Source organism: Micromonospora cabrerizensis, from assembly GCF_022230955.1.
Taxonomy (GTDB): Bacteria; Actinomycetota; Actinomycetes; order Mycobacteriales; family Micromonosporaceae; genus Micromonospora; species Micromonospora cabrerizensis.
On the sequence record NZ_JAKKFI010000040.1, the window covers coordinates 1 to 20,383 of the forward strand.

20 protein-coding genes are annotated in these 20,383 nt (G+C 72.0%); 12 read left to right on the forward strand and 8 right to left on the reverse strand.

Annotation, left to right across the window (positions count from 1 at the left end):
* Both LADH09A_RS03660 and LADH09A_RS03665 read right to left on the reverse strand, forming a co-directional pair.
* On the reverse strand, positions 1–916 hold a 916-nt coding region (locus LADH09A_RS03660), incomplete at its 3' end, for a lysophospholipid acyltransferase family protein (protein WP_238643307.1).
* Positions 913–1,704: a GNAT family N-acetyltransferase gene (locus LADH09A_RS03665; RefSeq protein ID WP_238643308.1), complete on the reverse strand. Its 792-nt coding sequence runs from the start codon at positions 1,702–1,704 to the stop codon at positions 913–915. The genes LADH09A_RS03665 and LADH09A_RS03660, both read right to left, overlap by 4 nt.
* Before the next feature lie 158 nt (positions 1,705–1,862).
* Here LADH09A_RS03665 and LADH09A_RS03670 point away from each other — a divergent pair, with 158 nt between their 5' ends.
* From LADH09A_RS03670 to LADH09A_RS03700, 7 genes are all read left to right on the forward strand, one after another.
* The gene (locus LADH09A_RS03670) at positions 1,863–2,510 is read left to right on the forward strand and encodes a hotdog fold domain-containing protein (RefSeq protein WP_238643309.1); all 648 of its coding nucleotides are present in this window, start codon (positions 1,863–1,865) and stop codon (positions 2,508–2,510) included.
* 142 nt (positions 2,511–2,652) lie between these two features.
* A complete protein-coding gene (locus tag LADH09A_RS03675) occupies positions 2,653–3,588 on the forward strand; it encodes an ABC transporter ATP-binding protein (protein WP_238643310.1) in 936 nt (311 codons plus the stop codon).
* A complete protein-coding gene (locus LADH09A_RS03680; RefSeq protein ID WP_238643311.1) occupies positions 3,585–4,409 on the forward strand; it encodes an ABC-2 transporter permease family protein in 825 nt (274 codons plus the stop codon). The genes LADH09A_RS03675 and LADH09A_RS03680 overlap by 4 nt, the downstream gene beginning before the upstream one ends.
* A gap of 287 nt (positions 4,410–4,696) precedes the next feature.
* Positions 4,697–8,446: a multifunctional oxoglutarate decarboxylase/oxoglutarate dehydrogenase thiamine pyrophosphate-binding subunit/dihydrolipoyllysine-residue succinyltransferase subunit gene (locus LADH09A_RS03685; RefSeq protein WP_238643312.1), complete on the forward strand. Its 3,750-nt coding sequence runs from the start codon at positions 4,697–4,699 to the stop codon at positions 8,444–8,446.
* A 119-nt stretch (positions 8,447–8,565) separates the two neighbouring features.
* Positions 8,566–8,751 (forward strand): DUF6104 family protein, encoded by a 186-nt coding sequence (locus tag LADH09A_RS03690; RefSeq protein WP_238643313.1) that lies wholly within the window; start codon positions 8,566–8,568, stop codon positions 8,749–8,751.
* Positions 8,752–8,843: 92 nt separating this feature from the next.
* A complete protein-coding gene (gene pta / locus LADH09A_RS03695; protein ID WP_238643314.1) occupies positions 8,844–10,913 on the forward strand; it encodes a phosphate acetyltransferase in 2,070 nt (689 codons plus the stop codon).
* A complete protein-coding gene (locus LADH09A_RS03700; RefSeq protein ID WP_238643315.1) occupies positions 10,910–12,025 on the forward strand; it encodes an acetate/propionate family kinase in 1,116 nt (371 codons plus the stop codon). Before pta ends, LADH09A_RS03700 begins: the two co-directional genes overlap by 4 nt.
* Before the next feature lie 21 nt (positions 12,026–12,046).
* On the opposite strand, the gene LADH09A_RS03705 is transcribed toward LADH09A_RS03700, so the two are convergent.
* Positions 12,047–12,664, reverse strand: coding sequence for a hypothetical protein (locus tag LADH09A_RS03705; RefSeq protein ID WP_238643316.1), 618 nt, complete (start codon positions 12,662–12,664; stop codon positions 12,047–12,049).
* Between the two features lie 2 nt (positions 12,665–12,666).
* On the reverse strand, positions 12,667–12,840 hold the full coding sequence (locus LADH09A_RS03710; RefSeq protein WP_238643317.1) for a hypothetical protein: 174 nt from the start codon (positions 12,838–12,840) through the stop codon (positions 12,667–12,669).
* Between the two features lie 157 nt (positions 12,841–12,997).
* Between LADH09A_RS03710 and LADH09A_RS03715 the strand changes: the two genes are divergently transcribed.
* Positions 12,998–13,891 carry an alpha/beta hydrolase family protein gene (locus LADH09A_RS03715; RefSeq protein WP_238643318.1) on the forward strand — a complete coding sequence of 298 codons (894 nt, stop codon included), beginning with the start codon at positions 12,998–13,000 and terminating at the stop codon, positions 13,889–13,891.
* A gap of 12 nt (positions 13,892–13,903) precedes the next feature.
* Here the strand turns inward: LADH09A_RS03715 and LADH09A_RS03720 are convergent, their stop codons facing one another.
* Complete coding sequence (locus LADH09A_RS03720) at positions 13,904–14,296, reverse strand: MerR family transcriptional regulator (protein WP_238643319.1); 393 nt, start codon at positions 14,294–14,296, stop codon at positions 13,904–13,906.
* Positions 14,297–14,385: 89 nt separating this feature from the next.
* On the opposite strand from LADH09A_RS03720, the gene LADH09A_RS03725 reads away from it, so the two are divergent.
* Both LADH09A_RS03725 and LADH09A_RS03730 read left to right on the forward strand, forming a co-directional pair.
* Positions 14,386–15,435 carry an aldo/keto reductase gene (locus LADH09A_RS03725; RefSeq protein WP_238643320.1) on the forward strand — a complete coding sequence of 350 codons (1,050 nt, stop codon included), beginning with the start codon at positions 14,386–14,388 and terminating at the stop codon, positions 15,433–15,435.
* 97 nt (positions 15,436–15,532) lie between these two features.
* Positions 15,533–16,501 (forward strand): alpha/beta hydrolase family protein, encoded by a 969-nt coding sequence (locus LADH09A_RS03730; RefSeq protein ID WP_238643321.1) that lies wholly within the window; start codon positions 15,533–15,535, stop codon positions 16,499–16,501.
* 109 nt (positions 16,502–16,610) lie between these two features.
* Here LADH09A_RS03730 and LADH09A_RS03735 read toward each other — a convergent pair whose 3' ends face one another.
* The 3 genes from LADH09A_RS03735 to LADH09A_RS03745 all read right to left on the reverse strand — a co-directional run bounded on the left by LADH09A_RS03735 (position 16,611) and on the right by LADH09A_RS03745 (position 19,314).
* Positions 16,611–17,573 (reverse strand): zinc-binding dehydrogenase, encoded by a 963-nt coding sequence (locus LADH09A_RS03735; RefSeq protein ID WP_238643322.1) that lies wholly within the window; start codon positions 17,571–17,573, stop codon positions 16,611–16,613.
* 68 nt (positions 17,574–17,641) lie between these two features.
* Positions 17,642–18,820, reverse strand: coding sequence for an NAD(P)-dependent malic enzyme (locus tag LADH09A_RS03740; RefSeq protein ID WP_238643323.1), 1,179 nt, complete (start codon positions 18,818–18,820; stop codon positions 17,642–17,644).
* Between the two features lie 143 nt (positions 18,821–18,963).
* Entirely contained in the window at positions 18,964–19,314 is a 351-nt protein-coding gene (locus tag LADH09A_RS03745) for a S24/S26 family peptidase (protein WP_238643324.1), read from the reverse strand.
* Positions 19,315–19,398: 84 nt separating this feature from the next.
* On the opposite strand from LADH09A_RS03745, the gene sodN reads away from it, so the two are divergent.
* The gene (gene sodN / locus LADH09A_RS03750; RefSeq protein WP_238643325.1) at positions 19,399–19,803 is read left to right on the forward strand and encodes a superoxide dismutase, Ni; all 405 of its coding nucleotides are present in this window, start codon (positions 19,399–19,401) and stop codon (positions 19,801–19,803) included.
* Positions 19,800–20,363, forward strand: coding sequence for a GNAT family N-acetyltransferase (locus LADH09A_RS03755; protein ID WP_238643326.1), 564 nt, complete (start codon positions 19,800–19,802; stop codon positions 20,361–20,363). The genes sodN and LADH09A_RS03755 overlap by 4 nt, the downstream gene beginning before the upstream one ends.
* Positions 20,364–20,383 lie beyond the last annotated feature (20 nt).

Genomic DNA, 20,383 nt, shown 5'->3' on the forward strand with positions numbered 1-20,383 from the left:
GCTCCGGGACCGCCGGGGTCGCTGCGGGCTCCGGGGTCACCGTGGGCACCGGACGCAGCCGGGTCCGCGCCCGGGCACCCGCCGTGGGCAGCAGGTGTACGGCCGACTCGGCCGCCCGGGCCAGCAACCGTCGGTCGGCATCACGGGCCGGGTGCAGCGCGGCGGCGATCGTCACCGACACCACGATGTCCCGCGCCGCCACCACCCGCGCCATCGAGCGCAGCAGGGTGTCCGCCCCGAGGAAGGCCGTTGCCGTGGTGGTGGAGTCGATGGCCTCGCAGCGGTAGGCGAGCCGCAGCGGCACCACCGGGCTGCCCGCGTCGATCGCCGCCTGGAACATCGCCGGCCGGAAGCCGCCGCCGGGGCGGCAGTCGGCAGCGCCGTCACCAGCGCACCAGGTCGTACCCTCCGGAAAGACCGCCACCGAGCGGCCGGCGCGCAGCACGTCGGCGACCCGGCCGACGCTCGTCGGCAGTGCCCGCGGCCGGGACCGGTCCACGAAGACCGTGCCCGCCGCCGCGGCCAGCAGGCCGACCACCGGCCAGGAGCGGATCTCCCGCTTCGCGACCATCCGGGTGGGCGCGACCGCCAGCACCGCGAGGATGTCCAGCCAGGAGACGTGGTTGGCGACCAGCAGCGCCCGCCGCCGGGGCAGCCGGCCCCGGATCACCAGCCGGACGCCGAACGCGCGCGTGGTCGCCCGGGCCCAGCCGCGTACCGCCGCCTGCCGTTCCCGGGTCGGAAGCACGGGCAGCAGCAGCACCAGGCCGACCCCGGCAACCAGCATTCCGGCCGCGGCGACCAACCGCAGCACCCGGCGGGCCACCGGCACCGTGGGCACCTCGCCGGCCGGCGGCAGACAGTCGTCGCCACAGCCCGAGGAGGGCCGCCACAGGTCGTGCGCCCCGGTGGTCACCGCTGCTCCCCGCCCAGGAAGTGGCGCAGGTAGCGCGGGTTCATCCGGTCCAGGGAGAACAGCACGTAGAAGTCCGCGCACCCGAAGTCGGGGTCGTACGACGGCTCGCCGCAGATCCACGCGCCGAGCCGGAGGTAGCCCCGCAGCAGCGGTGGCACCACGACACGCCCCGCCGGTCCGGCAGCGGCCACCGGCGCGGCGGCCGGCCCGAGAGCCGCGGCCGACTCGGCGAACCAGGGTCGCCGTGGGCGGACCCGCAGCGGCGGCGGCGACAGGTGCCGGGCCTCGGCCTGGCTCCACACCTCGGCGACCGTCCGCCCACCGTCGGCGACCGGCACCGAGGCACAGCCACCGAGCCAGCGGGAGCCACGCAGGTGCAGGTACCGGGTGATGCCGGCCCACATCAGGTTGATCACCGCGCCCGAGCGGTGGTCCGGGTGCACACACGACCGGCCCGCCTCGACGAGGTCGTCGCGGAGCGGGTCGAGCGCGGAGAGGTCGAACTCGTCCTCGGCGTAGCGCTGGTCGGTGCGGCCGGGCGGTAGCAGCCGGTAGGTGCCGACCACCTCGCCGCTGCTGTCCTCGCGGACGATCAGGTGGTCGCAGTACGCGTCGAAGGGGTCCACGTCCAACCCGGCCTCGCCGGGGAGGAGGGTGGCGCCGAGCTCGGTGGCGAACACCTCGTGGCGCAGGCGTTGCGCGGCCGCGACCTGGGTGGGGTCGTCGGCGATCAGCAGGGTGTATCCGCTGGTCTTCAGGGATGTGCCAGCGGCATGCAGAACGGCCATGGGATCTGTGTAGGTGCCCGGGTTGCCATCCACGGGGACCACCGGTGTCGATCGGGTGAACGCCGGCCGGCAAGACCGCTGGCGACACCCCGCGACGACCGTGCGAGGCTGCCCGGGCAGGCCGGCGAGGGCGCCGGTACGCCCACCGGAGGTCGACGATGCGCATCGAGTCCCGCTACAACGGGCCCCCCGGCTCCGGCAACGGCGGCTGGAGCGCGGGAGTGTTCGCCACCGAGGCCGGCGGCACCGGACCGGTCGAGGTGACGCTGCGCCGGCCACCACCACTGGAGACCGAGTTGACCCTGGTCGGCGGTGAGGTCCGTGACCCGTCCGGCGAGCTGGTGGCCGAGGTGCGCCCGGTCGGGACCGTCGATGCCGTCGTACCCCCGGTGGACCTGGCCACGGCGGCAGCCGCGGCGGCCCACTTCCCCGGCCTGGTCGATCATCCGTTCCCCGGCTGTTACGTCTGCGGGCCGCAGCGGGCGGACGGGTTGCGGATCTTTCCCGGTCGGCTGCCCGATGGGCGGACCGCAGCGCCGTTCCGGGCACCCGAGCAGGTCAGCGAGGCTACGGTCTGGGCGGCGCTGGACTGCCCCGGCGGCTGGGCGGTGCTCGCGCCCGGTCGCCCGTACCTGCTGGGCCGGATCGCCGCCGTGGTCACGGCGATGCCCCTGCCGGGCGACGAGTGCGTGGTGACCGGAGAGCTGCTCGGCGTCGACGGACGCAAGGCGCTCGTGCGGACCAGCCTGTACGGCCCGGACGGCGCGCTGCTGGGCGCGGCCCGGGCGACCTGGATCGCGTGCTGACCTCCGGCCGTCGTCCGCAGGGATGAGTCGCCTCCTCCCCTCGGCGGACCCGAACGTAGCGACCGCGCCTGATTGACCTTGTTGCCATGGGCCGTCACGCTGTGCCACGGCGTACCTCGACGCCACACACGGGAGGAGAACGATGTCTGACGGGCAGAGAAGCCCCACCAGCGACGGTCAGATCGTGGTGTCCGGTCTGACGAAGCAGTACAAGAGCGTCCGGGCGGTGAACAACCTGTCCTTCACCGTGGCGCCGGGGCGGGTGACCGGCTTCCTCGGCCCGAACGGCGCCGGCAAGACCACCACGCTGCGCATGTTGCTGAACCTGGTCACCCCCACCGCCGGCACGGCCACCATCAGCGGCCACCGGTACGCCGACCTACCCGACCCACTGCGGCACGTCGGCGCGGTGCTGGAGGCCTCCAGCGCGCACAAGGGCCGTACCGGCATCAACCACCTGCGGGTGATCTGCGCGGCGGCTGGGCTGCCGAAGCAGCGGGCCGACGAGGTGTTGGCCCTGGTCGGGTTGACCCCGGCGGCGAAGCGCAAGTTCAAGGGTTACTCGCTGGGCATGAAGCAGCGGCTCGGCATCGCCGCGGCGATGCTCGGTGACCCCCGGGTGCTGATTTTGGACGAGCCGGCCAACGGGCTCGACCCGGAGGGCATCCGGTGGATGCGCGGCTTCCTCAAGAACCTGGCCCACGAGGGCCGCACCGTGCTGGTCTCCAGCCACCTGCTGTCGGAGATGCAGTTGCTGGCCGACGACGTGGTGATCATCGCGGCCGGGCAGCTCGTCCGGCAGGGGCCGGTCGACCAGGTCCTCGGGTCGATGGCGCAGGGCGCCCTCGTCCGGGTCCGCACTCCGCAGGCCGAGGCGCTGACCGCCGCGCTGAAGGCCCAGTCGGCGACCGTCGACACCGACGAGCACGGCACCCTGCTGGTCGGCGGGGTCGACGCCCCGACGGTCGGTCGGGCCGCCCTGGCGGCCGGGGTGGAACTGCACGAACTGTCCACCGAACGGCCCGACCTGGAACGGGTCTTCCTGGAGCTGACGGCCGGAAAGGCGGGCATCCGATGAACCTGGTCCGATCCGAGCTGCTCAAGATCCGTACCACCAACACCTGGTGGATCTTCGCGCTCATCTCACTGCCGCTCTGGGCGCTCACCCTGCTGATCAACTGGCTGCAGGCCGACACCCTCACCAACGGGGACCTCGGCGAGGTGCCGGCCGACCAGGCCGACACCCTGACTGCCGCGTCCAGCGCGGACGCGCTCTCGTCGAACCTGTTCACCACCGGGCAGTTCTTCGGGCTGCTCATCGTGATGCTGCTCGGCATCATCGTGGTGACCAGTGAGTTCTTCCACCAGACGGTCACCACCACCTTCCTCACCCAGCCGCACCGCACCGCGGTGATGAGCGCCAAGCTGGTCGCGGCCGGCGTACTGGCCCTGCTGTTCTGGCTGGTCACCACCGCGTTCAACCTGATCGCCGGTTCGGCGGTGTTGAACGCGATCGGGCTGGGCTCGCAACTCGGCAACGACGCCGCGTGGCGGGCGATCGGGTTGAACCTGCTCGCGTACCTGCTCTGGGCGGTGTTCGGCGTCGGCATCGGCGTGCTGATCCGCAGCCAGATCGGCGCCACCGTGACCGGCATCCTGCTCTACCTGGGCGGCTCGATCGGCGCCATCTTCGTGATCGCCATCCTGGCCGACCGCTGGGGCGACTGGATCAACAACCTCCAGTTGCTGGTGCCGTCACTGGCCTCGTCGCTGATGGTCACCGGGGCGGACATCCCCGGCAACCCGCCGCGCTGGGCGGGCGCCGCCGTGCTGATCGGGTACGCGGTGGTCACCGGCGTGGTCGGCACCCTGCTGATGCGCCGTCGCGACATCTCCTGAACCGACCGGTCCGGGGTGGTGACGACACGTCCGCCACCCCGGGCCGCCCGGCCAGTTCGCGCGGCTGCTCAGCTCTCCGGTCGTCTGGCCTTACCAGTCGCGGCGGGACCCCGCAGCGGTTGGTGAACTTCTGGCATCTTCTGTGAAACCGGCCACGGGACCGAGGCGGAAATGCCTGCGGGATCGGTACGGCGTAGCCTGGGAGGCGTCCCTTCCGCGCCCCTGACCGGGCGCGGGGAACACACCGCGTGCCACACAAACCCGCGTGAAAGAGGCGATTACCGGCCGTGTCGACCCAGCAGACTTCGCAGGAGAACCCACTAGCGGGTTTCGGCCCGAATGAGTGGATCGTCGAGGAGATGTACCAGCGTTACCTCGCCGACCCAACGAGTGTCGATTCGGCCTGGCACGACTTCTTCGCCGACTACCGCCCGGCGCCCGGAGCGGCCACCCCGCGCGGCGCCGAGTCGTCGGACAAGCCGGCCGCCGCTCCCGAGCCCGACGGCCAGCCGGAGGCAGCCGCCAAGGTCAGCCAGCCGAGCGCCACGGCGAAGCCGGCGACCGCGAAGCCGTCCGCCGCGCAGTCGGCACCGGCCAAGCCCGCCGCCGCTCCGGCCAAGGCCGCACCGGAGAAGGCCGCCCCGGCCAAGCCGGCCGCCAAGGCCGCCGCGCCGACCGCTGACGGCCCGCAGACCACGCCGCTGCGTGGCGTCGCCGCGAAGATCGTCCAGAACATGGACGCCTCGCTGAGCGTGCCCACCGCGACCAGCGTCCGCGCGGTCCCGGCGAAGCTGCTGGTCGACAACCGCATCGTGATCAACAACCACCTCGCCCGTGGGCGCGGTGGCAAGGTCAGCTTCACCCACCTGGTCGGTTACGCGATGGTCCGGGCGCTGGTCCAGCACCCGGAGATGAACAACTCCTTCGCCGAGGCCAACGGCAAGCCCGCCGTGGTCCGCCCGGCGCACGTCAACCTCGGCATCGCGATCGACCTGGCCAAGCCGGACGGCAGCCGCAACCTGGTGGTCCCCTCCATCAAGGGTTGCGAGACGATGGACTTCCGCCAGTTCTGGCAGGCGTACGAGGACGTGGTCCGGCGGGCGCGGCGCAACGAGCTGACCATGGAGGACTACTCCGGCACCACGATCTCGCTGACCAACCCGGGCGGCATCGGCACCGTGCACTCGATGCCGCGGCTGATGCAGGGCCAGAGCGCGATCATCGGCGTCGGCGCGATGGAATACCCGGCCCCCTACCAGGGCATGTCCGAGGCCACCCTGGCCGAGCTGGCCGTCAGCAAGATCATCACGCTGACCAGCACGTACGACCACCGGATCATCCAGGGCGCGCAGTCCGGCGAGTTCCTCAAGGTGATGCACGAGCTGATCCTGGGCGAGCACGGCTTCTACGACCAGATCTTCACCTCGCTGCGCATCCCGTACGAGCCGGTGCGCTGGATGCGCGACGTCGCGGTCAACTCCGAGGGTCAGATCAACAAGACCGCCCGGGTGCACGAGCTGATCCACGCGTACCGGGTGCGCGGTCACCTGATGGCCGACACCGACCCGCTGGAATTCACGATCCGCAAGCACCCCGACCTGGACGTCCTCCAGCACGGGCTCACCCTGTGGGACCTCGACCGCGAGTTCCCGGTCAACGGCTTCGCCGGCCGGCAGCGGATGAAGCTGCGCGAGATCCTCGGCGTGCTGCGCGACTCGTACTGCCGCCGGGTCGGCATCGAGTACATGCACATCCAGGACCCGGAGGAGCGTCGCTGGGTCCAGGAACGGATCGAGCGCAAGTACGAGAAGCCGGCCGCCGACGAGCAGAAGCACGTGCTCAACCGGCTGAACGCCGCCGAGGCGTTCGAGACCTTCCTGCAGACCAAGTACGTCGGCCAGAAGCGCTTCTCGCTGGAGGGCGGCGAGTCGCTCATCCCGCTGCTCGGTGAGGTGCTGGAGTCCTCCGCCGAGAATGGCCTGGACGAGGTCGTCATCGGCATGGCCCACCGGGGTCGGCTCAACGTGCTGGCGAACATCGTCGGCAAGCCGTACGAGAAGATCTTCTCGGAGTTCGAGGGCCACCTGGACCCGCGCTCGACGCAGGGCTCCGGCGACGTGAAGTACCACCTCGGTCAGAACGGCAAGTTCACCACCCCCGACGGCGCGCACTCGGTCAAGGTGTCGGTGGTGGCCAACCCGTCGCACCTGGAGGCCGTGGACCCGGTGCTGGAGGGCATCGTCCGGGCCAAGCAGGACCGCATCGACCTCAAGCTCGAGGGCTACACCGTGCTGCCGCTGGCGGTGCACGGTGACGCCGCGTTCGCCGGGCAGGGAGTCGTCGCCGAGACGCTCAACCTGTCGCAGCTGCGCGGCTACCGCACCGGCGGCACCGTGCACGTGGTGGTCAACAACCAGGTCGGCTTCACCACCGCCCCGGAATACAGCCGGTCCAGCCTCTACAGCACCGACGTGGCCCGGATGATCCAGGCGCCGATCTTCCACGTCAACGGCGACGACCCGGAGGCCGTGGTCCGGGTGGCCCGGCTGGCCTTCGAGTACCGGCAGACGTTCAACAAGGACGTCGTGATCGACATGGTCTGCTACCGGCGGCGCGGGCACAACGAGGGCGACGACCCGTCGATGTCCAACCCCCAGATGTACAAGATCATTGACTCGAAGCGCTCGGTCCGCAAGCTCTACACCGAGGAGCTGATCGGTCGCGGTGACATCACCGTGGAGGACGCGGAAGAGCTGCTGCGCGACTACCAGGCACAGCTGGAGAAGGTCTTCAAGGCCACCCGGGACGCCGCGTCGGCACCGCGCCAGCTCAACCGGCCGCGCCGCGAGGAGGAGCCGGAGCCGCAGGTCGACACCGCCACCGACGCGTCCGTGGTCAAGGCGGTCGGCGAGGCGCACATCAACCTGCCCGAGGGCTTCACCCCGCACAAGCGGATCCAGCAACTGCTGGACCGGCGGGCCAAGATGTCCGTCGAGGGCAACATCGACTGGGGCTTCGGCGAGATCATCGCGCTCGGCTCGCTGCTGCACGACGGGGTCACCGTCCGACTGGCCGGTCAGGACTCGCGGCGCGGCACGTTCGTGCAGCGGCACGCCTCGGTGGTCGACTCCCGCACCGGCGACGACTACCTGCCACTGAAGTCGCTCACCGGCGACGGCGAGCGCTCCCGGTTCTTCGTGCACGACTCGCTGCTCAGCGAGTACGCGGCGATGGGCTTCGAGTACGGCTACTCGGTGGAGAACATCAACGCGCTGGTCGCCTGGGAGGCCCAGTTCGGTGACTTCGTCAACGGCGCCCAGTCCGTGATCGACGAGTTCATCTCGTCCGGCGAGGTGAAGTGGGGCCAGCGCTCCGCCGTCACCCTGCTGCTGCCGCACGGGCACGAGGGCCAGGGCCCGGACCACACGTCCGGCCGGCCGGAGCGGTTCCTGCAGATGTGCGCCGAGGACAACATGCGGGTGTCCATCCCGACCACCCCGGCGAACTACTTCCACCTGCTGCGCCGCCAGGCCCTGTCGCCCAAGCGCAAGCCGCTGGTGGTGTTCACGCCGAAGTCGCTGCTGCGGCACAAGCTCTGCGTCTCGTCGGTGGAGGACTTCACCACCGGCACCTTCCAGCCGGTGCTGCGCGACACGGCCGCCCCGGCGCCGGAAGCGGTGAAGCGGGTGCTGCTCTGCTCCGGCAAGGTCTACTACGACCTGTTCCAGGCCCGTCAGGACCGCGGCGTCACCGACACCGCGATCCTCCGGATCGAGCAGCTCTACCCGCTGCCGGTGGAGGAGATCCGGGCCGCCCTCGCGCAGTTCCCCAACGCGGAGGACTTCGCCTGGGTGCAGGAGGAGCCGGCCAACCAGGGTGCCTGGTCGTTCGTCGCGCTCAACCTGCTGGAGCACCTCACGGACGTCCGGCTGCGGCGGATCTCCCGCCCTGCGGCGGCCGCCCCGGCGGTCGGCTCGGCCAAGACCCACGAGGTCGAGCAGAACGCGCTGATCGAGGCGGCTCTCCCCCGCCCGTGACCTGACGCACCACGAGAGCCGGGGCAGGGCCGTTCACCACGGTCCTGCCCCGGCTCCGTCGGTCCCCTCACCCACCCGATCGCCCGGCCCGCGCCGGGCCGAGCACGAGGACGTACGCGATGTACTTCACCGACCGTGGCATCGAGGAGCTGGTCGAGCGCCGGGGCGCCGACCAGGTGACCCTGGAGTGGCTGGGGGAACGCCTGCGCGACTTCGTCGACCTCAACCCCGACTTCGAGACCCCCATCGAGCGCCTGGCCACCTACCTGGCCCGCCTCGACGACCCCGACGACGACGACGCCTAATCCCGTTCCGCCCCCGGTGATCAAGAGGTTTCGGTCACCATGGGGGCCGGAAGTGACGCGAACTTCTTGATCACCGGGCAAGGGGTGGGTACGTGGCTCGCAGTGTGTATCTGACCAGCGTCGGTTCGGGCGGGGGCAAGTCGACCATCGCCCTCGGGCTGGCGGAGCTGTTGTCCCGCCAGGTCGGGCGGATCGGCGTGTTCCGGCCGCTCGTCGCCGACACCGGCCAGGACCCGATCCTCGCCCTGCTCAGCGAGCGTTACCGGGTCGATCTGCCGCTGGCCGAGCTGGCCGGGGCGAGCTACGCCGAAGCGGCTTCGCTGGTCGCCGACGGCCGGCGGGAGGAGCTGATCTCCACCGTCGTCGAGCGGTACCGGGCGGTGGAACGGCAGTGCCCGGCCGTGGTCGTGGTGGGCAGCGACTTCGACGACCCGGGGGATCCGGCCCGCCCCCGCGAGTTGGCCTTCAACGCCCGGCTGGCCACCGAGTTCGGCAGCGTGGTGGTGCCGGTCGTGGACGGCTTCGGCCAGGAGCCGGCCGCGGTCGCGGCGGCGGTGCGCGGGGCGTACCACGATCTGGCCGACCTGGGCGCGACGGTGCTCGCGGTGATCGCCAACCGGGTGCCCGGGCCGATGACGCTGCCCGACCTGCCGGTCCCCGCGTACGCCATCCCGGAGGTGCCCACCGTGTCGGCGCCGACGGTGGCCGAGGTGGCGGCGGCGCTCGGCGCCACCCTGCTGGCCGGGGACGACGCCGCGCTCAGCCGGGACGTGCTGGACTTCGTGGTCGGTGCGGCACACGTGCCGACCCTGCTGGACCACCTCACCGAAGGCGCTCTGGTGATCACCCCCGGGGACCGGGCCGACCTGCTCGTCGCCGCGAGCGCCGCACACGTGGCCGGGCAGGTGTCGGTGGCCGGGCTGGTGCTCACCCTCGGCGAGCAGCCCGACCCTCGGGTCATGCGGTTGGTGGAGGGGCTGAACACCGGGCTCGCGGTGCTGTCCGTGCGCAGCGACAGCTACGACACGGTGGCCGCGTCGAGCCGGATCGAGGGCCGGCCCAGCACGGCCAACCCGCGCAAGGTGGAGGCGGCGCTGGGCGCGTTCGAGCGCTGCGTGGACACCGACGACCTGGCCCGCCGGCTGCGGGTCAGCCGGTCGACCCGGGTCACCCCGCTGATGTTCGAGAACGAGCTGATCGACCGGGCCCGTTCGCAGCGCCGGCACCTGGTGCTGCCGGAGGGCACCGACGATCGGATCCTGCGGGCGGCGGAGATCCTGCTGCGCCGGGGGGTGGCCGAGCTGACGCTACTGGGCCGGCCGGACGACGTGGCCCGGCGCACCCGCGAGCTGGGCATCGACCTCGGCGACGCGAACGTGGTCGACCCGGTCGCCAGTGACTGGCGGGACGACTTCGCGGCCGAGTACGCGCGGCTGCGCGCCCACCGGGGCGTGACCGCCGAGCTGGCGCACGACATCGTGGCCCAACCGAACTACTTCGGCACCCTGATGGTGGCGACCGGACGAGCCGACGGCATGGTCTCCGGCGCCACGCACACCACCGCCGCCACGATCCGACCGGCGTTCGAGATCATCCGTACCGTGCCGGACGTCTCGGTGGCCTCCAGCGTCTTCTTCATGCTGCTGGCGGACCGGGTGCTGGTCTACGGAGACTGCGCGGTCAACCGCGACCCGGACGCGGCGCAGCTCGCCGACATCGCGATCTCGTCGGCCGACACCGCCGCCCGGTTCGGCATCGAACCCCGGGTGGCCATGCTGTCGTACTCCACCGGCAGCTCCGGTGCCGGCGCCGACGTGGAGAAGGTCGCCGCGGCCACCGCACTGGTACGCGAACGGCGGCCCGACCTGCTGGTCGAGGGGCCGATCCAGTACGACGCGGCGATCGACCCGGCGGTGGCGGCGACGAAACTGCCGGGGAGCCCGGTCGCCGGGCACGCCACGGTCTTCATCTTCCCGGACCTGAACACCGGCAACAACACGTACAAGGCGGTGCAGCGTTCGGCCGGGGCGGTCGCCGTCGGCCCGGTCATGCAGGGCCTGCGACGGCCGGTCAACGACCTGTCCCGTGGCGCGGGAGTGCCGGACATCGTCAACACCGTGGCGATCACCGCCATCCAGGCGGCCACCGAGGAGGCGTCGTGAGTCGGGTGCTGGTGCTCAACTGCGGGTCGTCGTCGGTGAAGTGGCGCCGCTACGACGGTGACCGGGTGCTCGACCACGGCACCGTCGAGCGGGTCGGTGAGCCCGGTGGGGGCCCGGCGGACCACGCCACCGCCGTCCGCCAGATCCTGGACGGGCTGGACCTGACCGGGTTGGCCGCGGTCGGGCACCGGGTGGTGCACGGTGGCCGGACGTTCAGCGCGCCGGTGCTGGTCGACGACGCGGTCCTGGCCGCGATCAGGGACCTGGTGCCGCTCGCCCCGCTGCACAACCCGGCCAACCTGGCCGGCATCGAGGTGGCCCGCGCGGCGCTGCCGGGCGTCCCGCAGGTCGCCGTCTTCGACACCGCGTTCCACCACACCCTGCCGGAGGCCGCCGCGACGTACGCGGTCGACCGGGAGGTCGCCGAGCGGTACGACATCCGCCGGTACGGCTTCCACGGCACCTCGCACGCGTACGTGTCCCGCCGCACCGCAGAGCTGCTGGGCCGCCCGTACGAGCAGCTCAACACGATCACCCTGCACCTGGGCAACGGGGCCAGCGCCTGCGCGGTGGCGAACGGTCGCAGCGTCGCCACCTCGATGGGCATGTCCCCGTTGCAGGGGCTGGTGATGGGCACCCGCAGCGGTGACCTGGACCCGACGGTGATCTTCCACCTGCGCCGGGAGGCCGGGCTGTCGGTGGACGAGATCGACGACCTGCTCAACCACCGCAGCGGCCTGCTCGGGTTGACCGGCGCCAACGACATGCGCGAGGTGCTCCAGCGCCGGGCGGCCGGTGACCGGGCGGCGGAGCTGGCCTTCGACGTGTACTGCCGGCGGATCACCGAGTACGTCGGGGCGTACTACGCGCTGCTCGGCCACGTCGACGCGATCACCTTCACCGCCGGGGTCGGCGAACACGCGGCGCCGGTCCGGGCTGCCGCCCTGGCCGGCCTGGACCGGCTCGGCATCGCCGTGGACGATGCCCGCAACGGCGGCGACGGCGACCGGGTGATCTCACCCGACGACGCCGAGGTGAGCGTCTGCGTCATCCGCACCGACGAGGAACGGGAGATCGCCCGGCAGACCCGGGACGTGGTCGCGCACCGCTGACGACCGATCCGAGGCGGCGGATCAGCGACGGGTTTTACGCCGACGCCGGGCACTGACGGTGCGGCGGACCCGATCCCGGCCGGGCCCCCGTCTGGCCCGGGTCGGGCCGGGAGCCCGGTCCGGCAGGGTGGCCGACCAGACCATGATCCCACCGGTCACGGCGAAGGCCAGACCGAAGGGGATGCCGCCCCAGGCGTTGAGGACGAACACCGAATCGTCGGTGTTGCCGTTCTCGGCGAGGAACTCCTCGGGGTGCACCGGGTCGACCCACACCCGCAGCGCCGCCGGCGGTTCCTCGGTGCAGCCGCCGGCCGAACCACAGAGGATCCGCTCGGAATACCGGACACCCTCGTAGTCGTACCCGACCCGGATGGTGTCGGTGCCGCCGCCACGTCCGGTGGTGTCCCGGCGGTCGCTCACCTCAGCCAGAACCGGCACACCCTCGGCCCGTAACCGCTCAGCCTTGGTGTGCAGGTGCCACTTGTAACCGGCGACGCTTGTCGCGTACGCGAGGCTGGCGAGCAGGAGCAGGGCACCCAGGACGGCCGGACCGCGGCGGATGCTCCGGAGCCTGGTGAGCAGGGACGCCGACGGGTCGTCCGCTGGCCGCGAGTCGAGCGCGTCGGCCCGGTCCGGCACGCTCAGCTCGTCGCGAGCCAGGCGACGAGGGCGACCAGCACGACCACGACGACCGCCGCGCCGATGATCAGCGGCAGGCGGGATGGCGACTCCACTGGCGCGGCGGCCTCCGGCGTCTGGCTGAACGCGCGGAACGCCTCGGTGTTGCCACTGGGGTCGGTGTAGTTCTCAGGCATGCCGGTGACCCTAGCGAAGCCGGTCCAGGCGCACCGCCCCCGCCCACACCACCTGCCCGGGTCGACCCGCCCGGCGGAGCGGACCCGACCGGGTGGTGGGCAGAGCCGGGCCGGACGGCGGGGTCGTCGCGCACGCTCGGGCACCTACCGTGGACCCATGGGGGCGCGACGGCTGGTCGCCGTACTGGTGACGGCACTGGTGGCGGGCTGCGCACCGGCCACCGCCGCGACCGACGAGGCCACCGGGCCGGTGTCGGCGCGTCGGGCGCCCGAGGGGTCGTACGCCGTCGGCGTGCGTACGCTCACCCTCGATCCGCGCTCGGCGCGCCCCCTGCCGGTGACGATCTGGTTCCCGGCGTCGGCGGACGGGGTGGCGGCCGGCCGGTTCCCGGTGGTGGTCTACAGCCACGGGCTGGGCAGCCGACCCGATCTGCACGCCGGGCTCACGACCCGCTGGGCGGCGGCGGGGTTCGTGGTGGCCGCTCCCGCGTACCCGCACACCCGGCAGGGTGCCGCCCACTTCACCCGAGCCGACGTGCGCAACCAGCCGGCCGACGCGTGGCGGCTGATCCGGCACCTCGGGCGGCTCGACCGCAACAGCGAGGATCCGCTCGCCGGTCACCTGGACCTGACGTCGGTCGCCGCCGCAGGGCACTCGGCGGGCGGTTTCACCACCTCCGGCATGTTCAGCGAGGGGCATCCGGCCCGGTTGCGCGCCGGGATCGTGATCGCCGGGGGCGGGCTGCCGGGCAGTTTCGCGGGGCCGGTCGCGCCGGTGCTCTTCGTGCACGGCACGGCCGACGCCGTGGTGCCGCTGACGGTCGGACGGGCGGCGTACGGGCGCACCCCCGGCCCGGCCGCGTTCCTCAGCCTGCTCGGCCAGGACCACGGCGCGTACCTCACGCCGGGCCACCCGGGCTTCGCCCCGGTCCTCGCCACCACCACCGACTTCCTGCGCTGGACGCTCTACGGCGACAGGGCGGCAGGCGCACGTCTCCCCGCCGACGCCCGCACTCCCCTGACCCGCTACGAGTTCCGCCCCGCCCCCTGATGCCCTGGCGCGTCACGCCTGGCGGTTCTGGTCGAGCAGGTCCTCGTACACCCCGACCTTGAAGGTGATCAGGTCCAGGCACTGGGCGAGCCGGCCGATCTGGTCGGTGACGCGCCCGTGGTGCTCGCGCAGGAGCGCGAGTCGTTCCTCCTCGTTGCCGTTGCCCTCGCGAACGAGGTCGGCGTAGCGGCGGAGCGCGGGCAGCGGCATGCCGGAGGCGCGGAGAATGATGCAGATGCTCAGCCAGTCGACGTCGTCCTGGCTGTAGACGCGACGCCCGGCGGCCCCACGGCGTACGGGGGTGACGAAGACGCCCTGCTGCTCGTAGAAGCGCAGCGCATGCACGCTCAAGCCGGTGCGTTCGGCGACCTGCCCGATGCTCAGACCAGCGGTGACCTCAGCCATGCCGAGCAGGGTAACGAGGGTTGACCTAGAGCCGACTCTAGCTCCTACGGTGCCTGGAGATCACCGCTGAATCACCTAGGAGCACCTGCATGCGCTATCGCACCCTCGGCGGCACCGGCATCGAGGTGAGCACCCACTGCCTCGGGACCATGATGTTCGGTGCCGTCGGCAACCCCGACCACGACGACTGCGTCCGCATCATCCACGCTGCCCTCGACCAGGGCATCAACGTCGTCGACACCGCCGACATGTACGGCAGGGGCGAGTCCGAGCAGATCGTGGGCAAGGCGCTGCGTGGGCGCCGCGACGACGTCGTGCTCGCCACCAAGGTGCACTTCCCGATGGGCGAGGGCCCCAACCAGGGTGGCAACTCGCGGCGGTGGATCCTCAAGGCGGTCGAGGGGAGCCTCCGGCGGTTGGACACCGACTGGATCGACCTCTACCAGGTGCACCGTCCCGACCCCTCGACCGACATCGAGGAGACGCTCTCGGTGCTCAGCGACCTCGTCCGCGAGGGCAAGATCCGCGCCTTCGGCTGCTCGACGTTCCCACCCGAGGAGATCGTGGAGGCGCACCAGGTCTCCGAGCGCCGCGGCCTCGGACGCCTGCGCACCGAGCAGCCGCCGTACTCGATCCTGGCCCGCGGCGTCGAGGCCTCGACCCTGCCGGTTTGTCAGCGCTACGGCATGGGGGTGCTGGTCTGGAGCCCGCTCGCCTTCGGGTTTCTCAGCGGGAAGTACCGCAGGGACCAGCCCGTCGACCTGACGACCGGACGGGCCGCCCTGCGGCCGGCGCAGTTCGACCCCGCGATCGCCGAGAACGCCGCCAAGCTGGACGCCGTCGAGAAGCTCGTCGACCTCGCGGCAGGCATCGGCTGCACGCTTCCGCAGCTCGCCATCGCCTTCACCGTGGCCCATCCGGCCGTCACCTCGGCGATCATCGGACCACGCACCATGCCGCAGCTGGAGGACCTGCTCAAGGGCGCCGCGCTCACCCTGGACGACGCGACCCTCGACCGGATCGACGAGATCGTGCCGCCCGGCACCAACCGGTACAACCCGAACGCCGCCTTCCCGCCGCGTTCACTGACCGACACGGCGCTACGGCGACGCCCCCTCGCCGACCGTGCGGCGGCCTGAGTGAGCCCGACGTCGGGACGCAGCGGCGGGTGATCGGGTGGGCACAGCGCGCCGAAGCCCGCCGGGCGGGTCCGTCGGGCAGGGCACAATTGGATTCATGTCGCGTCGTGTCACACCCGCACTGATGGCCAGCACCGTGCTGATGGCCGGTCTGGTTGGCTGCTCAGCGGACACCCGCCCGAGTCAGAGCGGGCAGGCACCGCCGGTCGAGCCGAAGGCCGCCGCCACGCCGACACCGCAGGTCCCCGCCGGGAAGGCCCCGCAGCGCGCCTTCGCGGTCGGCGTACGCCAACTGAAGCTGAACAGGGACGGCCGCGCGCTGCCGACGACGCTCTGGTACCCGGCGGCCGGGCAGTCCGGCGGCGCGGCCAAGCGGTCCGCGGCGGCGGCGGAGGGCCGGTTCCCGGTGGTGATGTTCAGTCACGGCCTGGGCGGTCGGCCGGACGATTACGCCACGCTGCTGACCACCTGGGCGGCAGCAGGGTTCGTGGTGGCCGCGCCGACGTTCCCGCACACCTCCACGGGCGCGGACAACAACGTCCTCGACGTGCTCAACCAGCCGGCCGACGTGTCGTACGCGTTGGACCAGGTGCTCGCGTTGGACGCCAAGGCCGACGACCAGTTGCAGGGCCGGTTGGACGCCGACCGGGTGGCCGCGGCCGGGCACTCGGCGGGCGGGGTGACCACCATCGGGCTGTTCACCGCCAACCGGGACGAGCGGCTGGACGCGGGTGTGGTGTTCGCGGGCACGGCGCTCGGTGTGGGCACCGCGTTCGCCGGCGCGGCCGCACCGCAACTGTTCGTGCACGGTGAGCTGGACGAGGTGGTCGAGTACGCGGCGGGCAAGGCCGCGTACGACAAGGTGCCCTGGCCCAAGGCGATGCTGAGCCTGCCGAAGGGCGACCACGGGCGGACGATGCTCAAGGACAGGGCCGCGCTGCGGGTGGTGTCGGACACGTCCATCGAGTTTCTCCGCTGGTCGCTCTACGGAGACGCGGCGGCCAAGCAGCGCATCCCCACCGGCGCGGCACGCGGCGACATCGCCACCTTCGACAACCACCTCTGAGCCGGCGGGCCGATCACGACGAAGATCCGCGCAACATCAGTGATGTTGCTGCCTCAGCGCGGCCCGAGGCAGCAGTTTCCCCGATGTTGCGCGGACCATGACGGCAGCGTCAGGCGGTGTGGTCGATGACGACCTTGCCGAAGGCGTCGCCGGAGTGCAGCCGGGCGAAGGCGTCCTCGACGCGGCTGAACGGCACCACGCTGTCCACCACCGGCCGCACCTCGTTCTCGGAGCAGAACGCCAGCAACTCGTACAGCTCCCCCGGGGTGCCCATCGACGTGCCCAGGATCTCCAACTGCATCGCGAAGAGCCGGCGCAGGTTGACCGACGGCTGGTGCCCGGCGGTCGCACCGGAGACCACGATCCGGGCCATCGGCGCGGCCGACTTCATCGAGTGGTCGAAGGTGGCCGCGCCGACCGTCTCGATCACCACGTCCACCCGTTCCGGCAGCCGGGCACCGGGCTCCACGGCGGTGGCGCCGAGGGCGGAGATCCGCTCCCGCTTGGCGGCGTCGCGGCTGGTCGCGTACACCCGCTTGCCCATCGCGACGGCGAGCGCGACGGCCGCGGTGGCGACGCCACCGCCCGCGCCCTGCACCAGCACGCTGTCGGCGTCCGCGACACGGCCCTTGGTGGTCAGCATCCGCCAGGCGGTCAGCCAGGCCGTGGGCAGGCACGCCGCGTCGGTCGCCGACATGCCGTCGGGCAGCGGGACCAGGTTCGACCGGGGTACGGCCACCCGCTCGGCGAGCGTCCCGGCGAAGTGCTCGGAGAGGATGGAGACCCCGCGTGGGTCACCCGGGGTGACCACCACCGGGTACACGACCATCGGGCGACCCTCCGGGTCGAGCCCCACCGCGTCGCAGCCGAGGATCATCGGCAGCTGGGCCTCGGTGAGGCCCACGCCGCGCAGTGACCAGAGGTCGTGGTGGTTGAGCGAGGTGGCGCGCACCTGCACGGTCACCCAGTCGTCGGCCGGGTGGGTCGGCTCGGGCCGCTCACCGACAGTGAGCGCGGTGAGCGGATCGGCGTCGTTGAAGCGGGAGGCGAAGGCAGCACGCATGATCGGCACGGTAACAAGCTGAGCGCCCGTTAAGAAGCCGCCCTGCGCACAGACCCCCGGCCCGTGCGGTGCGGTCCTTACCTGCGGGCGACGCCGTCGCGGCGGGCCGCCTCGGCGACCGCCTCGGCCACGGCCGGCGCGACGCGCGGGTCGAGCGGGGACGGGACGATCGCGTCGACGGTCAGCGACTCGGCCACCACACCGGCGATGGCGTCCGCGGCGGCGACCTTCATCGCCTCGGTGATCCGGGTGGCGCCGGCGTCGAGCGCGCCGCGGAACACCCCGGGGAAGGCCAGCACGTTGTTGATCTGGTTGGGGTAGTCACTGCGCCCGGTGGCGACCACCGCGACGTGCCGGGCGGCCACCTCGGGGTGCACCTCCGGGGTCGGGTTGGCCAGTGCGAACACGATCCCGTCGGGCGCCATGCCGGCCACCGCGCTCTCGGGGATCTGCCCACCGGAGACCCCGATCAGCACGTCCGCGCCGCGCAGCGCCTCGGTGATGCCGCCGTGGCGACCGTCGGCGTTGGTGCTCTCCGCCAGCTCGGCCTTGGTGCCGGTCAGCTCCTTGCGGTGCCGGCCGATGATCCCCTTGGAGTCGCAGACCACCACCTGGTCGGGGTTGACGCCCCCGGCGATCAGCATCTTCGTCACGGCCACCCCGGCCGCGCCCGCGCCGCTCACCGCCACCCGCAGGTCACCCAGCTTGCGGTCGAGCAGGCTGGCGGCGTTGCGCAGCGCGGCCAGCACCACGATCGCGGTGCCGTGCTGGTCGTCGTGGAAGACCGGGATGTCCAGCGCCTCGTCGAGCCGGCGCTCCACCTCGAAGCAGCGGGGAGCGCTGATGTCCTCCAGGTTGATCCCGCCGAACGACGGGGCCAGTGCCCGCACCACGGCCACGATCTCGTCCACGTCCTGGGTGTCCAGACAGATCGGCACCGCGTCCACCCCGCCGAACTGCTTGAACAGCACCGCCTTGCCCTCCATCACCGGCAGCGCCGCGCGCGGGCCGATGTTGCCGAGCCCGAGCACCGCCGAGCCGTCGGTGACCACCGCGACGGCGTGCGCCGCCCAGGTGTAGTCGTCGGCCAGGTCGGGGTCGGCGGCGATCGCCTCACACACCCGGGCCACCCCCGGGGTGTACGCCAGGGAGAGGTCCTCCCGGCTGGTGAGCGGCACGGTCGAGGCGACGGCCATCTTGCCGCCCCGGTGCAGCAGGAAGACGGGATCAGCAGGGTCCACGGTGGACGAAGACATGGTGGTGACTCCAGTATCTGTCGAGCAGACGGGGCGGCCGGCCCTGCCGCGAGGTGGGCGGCGAGCGGTGGCACGCGGTGCGGGGGGTCACCCGGGCACTTTCCGAGCATAGTGTCGACACTGCCCCTCGGATGTGAGCAGGGTCATATCCGTCGGCGAGGAACCCGCCCCGGGCGTGGCCAGTAGCGCGCCACCACCCGTCCCCGTACGTCGGCCACCCCGTACGCCCGGGAGTCGTCGGTGATCAGGTCGTTGTCCCCCCGCAGCCACCAGCCGCCGTCCTGCGGCCGGACCGCGCGCTTCACCACCAGCAGCTCGGGACGGGTCCGGAAGACCGCGACCACCACGTCCCCGGGTCGGATCGGGCGGCCACCGGGGCGTACCAGCACCGCGTCGCCGTGCCGCAGTGTCGGCGCCATGGACGGCCCGGTAACCAGAACGGCGGTCAACGGTCGCCGCAACCGGGCCGCCTCACCCGGGTGATCGGTGTCCACTGGTTTCACCTCCACCCGGTTCGGGGAGCATTCCCAGGAGTAATGTCGCCTTTGATCATCGCAAACTTCCCATGGAGGATCCCGATGCGACTTCCGCGCATCCTTGCGCCCCGCGTCACCGCGAGCGCTCACTGCGACCTGCCGTGCGGCGTCTACGACCCGGCCCAGGCCCGGATCGAGGCCGAATCGGTCAAAATGATCTGCGAGAAGTACCAGGCGAACACCGACCCGGAGTTCCGCACCCGCTCCATCATCATCAAGGAGCAGCGCGCCGAGCTGGTCAAGCACCACCTGTGGGTGCTGTGGACCGACTACTTCAAGGCGCCGCACTTCGAGAAGTACCCGAACCTGCACACCCTGTTCAACGAGGCCACCAAGCTCGCCGGCGCCGGTGGCGTCAAGGGCAGCCTCGACCCGGCCACCGCCGACAAGCTGCTCGCGAAGATCGACGAGATCTCGAAGATCTTCTGGGAGACCAAGAAGGCGTGACCATCCCGGTCATCCCGACGATCCGGCCGGTACGTCCCGAGGACGTGCCGGCCGTCGTCGCCATGGTTCACGAGCTGGCCGAGTACGAACGTGCCCCGGAGCAGTGCCACCTGACGGTCGGGCAACTGACCTCGGCCCTGTTCGCAGGTGCCGCAGGTCCCGCGGCGGACCCGCCAGGCGGGCACACTCCCGCGCCGGCGCTCTTCGGGCACGTCGCGGTGGACGAACGCGACGAGCCGATCGGCTTCGCGCTGTGGTTCCTCAACTTCTCCACCTGGGCCGGCGTGCACGGCATCCACCTGGAGGATCTCTACGTCCGGCCGGCCGCCCGCGGCACCGGGGCGGGTCGACTGCTGCTCGCCGCTCTGGCCGACATCTGCGTACGACGCGGATACCGGCGACTGGAGTGGGGGATGATCGACTGGAATCCGGCCGCCGGGTTCTACGCCGCGATCGGGGCGGAGCAGATGAACGAGTGGGTCCCCTACCGGCTCAGCGGAGACGCCCTGCGCCAGTTGGCCGCCCAGGCCGCCACCGTCGGCACGCGTACGGGCGACTGACCGGGTAGAGTCCCCGACCG

What these genes read in the sequence shown, in the direction of transcription:
- LADH09A_RS03665 (WP_238643308.1), bottom strand. Translation starts at nt 1,704, where the DNA reads ATGGCCGTTCTGCATGCCGCTGGCACATCCCTGAAGACCAGCGGATAC.
- LADH09A_RS03670 (WP_238643309.1), top strand. Translation starts at nt 1,863, where the DNA reads ATGCGCATCGAGTCCCGCTACAACGGGCCCCCCGGCTCCGGCAACGGC.
- LADH09A_RS03675 (WP_238643310.1), top strand. Translation starts at nt 2,653, where the DNA reads ATGTCTGACGGGCAGAGAAGCCCCACCAGCGACGGTCAGATCGTGGTG.
- LADH09A_RS03680 (WP_238643311.1), top strand. Translation starts at nt 3,585, where the DNA reads ATGAACCTGGTCCGATCCGAGCTGCTCAAGATCCGTACCACCAACACC.
- LADH09A_RS03690 (WP_238643313.1), top strand. Translation starts at nt 8,566, where the DNA reads ATGTACTTCACCGACCGTGGCATCGAGGAGCTGGTCGAGCGCCGGGGC.
- LADH09A_RS03710 (WP_238643317.1), bottom strand. Translation starts at nt 12,840, where the DNA reads ATGCCTGAGAACTACACCGACCCCAGTGGCAACACCGAGGCGTTCCGC.
- LADH09A_RS03715 (WP_238643318.1), top strand. Translation starts at nt 12,998, where the DNA reads ATGGGGGCGCGACGGCTGGTCGCCGTACTGGTGACGGCACTGGTGGCG.
- LADH09A_RS03720 (WP_238643319.1), bottom strand. Translation starts at nt 14,296, where the DNA reads ATGGCTGAGGTCACCGCTGGTCTGAGCATCGGGCAGGTCGCCGAACGC.
- LADH09A_RS03725 (WP_238643320.1), top strand. Translation starts at nt 14,386, where the DNA reads ATGCGCTATCGCACCCTCGGCGGCACCGGCATCGAGGTGAGCACCCAC.
- LADH09A_RS03730 (WP_238643321.1), top strand. Translation starts at nt 15,533, where the DNA reads ATGTCGCGTCGTGTCACACCCGCACTGATGGCCAGCACCGTGCTGATG.
- LADH09A_RS03740 (WP_238643323.1), bottom strand. Translation starts at nt 18,820, where the DNA reads ATGTCTTCGTCCACCGTGGACCCTGCTGATCCCGTCTTCCTGCTGCAC.
- sodN (WP_238643325.1), top strand. Translation starts at nt 19,399, where the DNA reads ATGCGACTTCCGCGCATCCTTGCGCCCCGCGTCACCGCGAGCGCTCAC.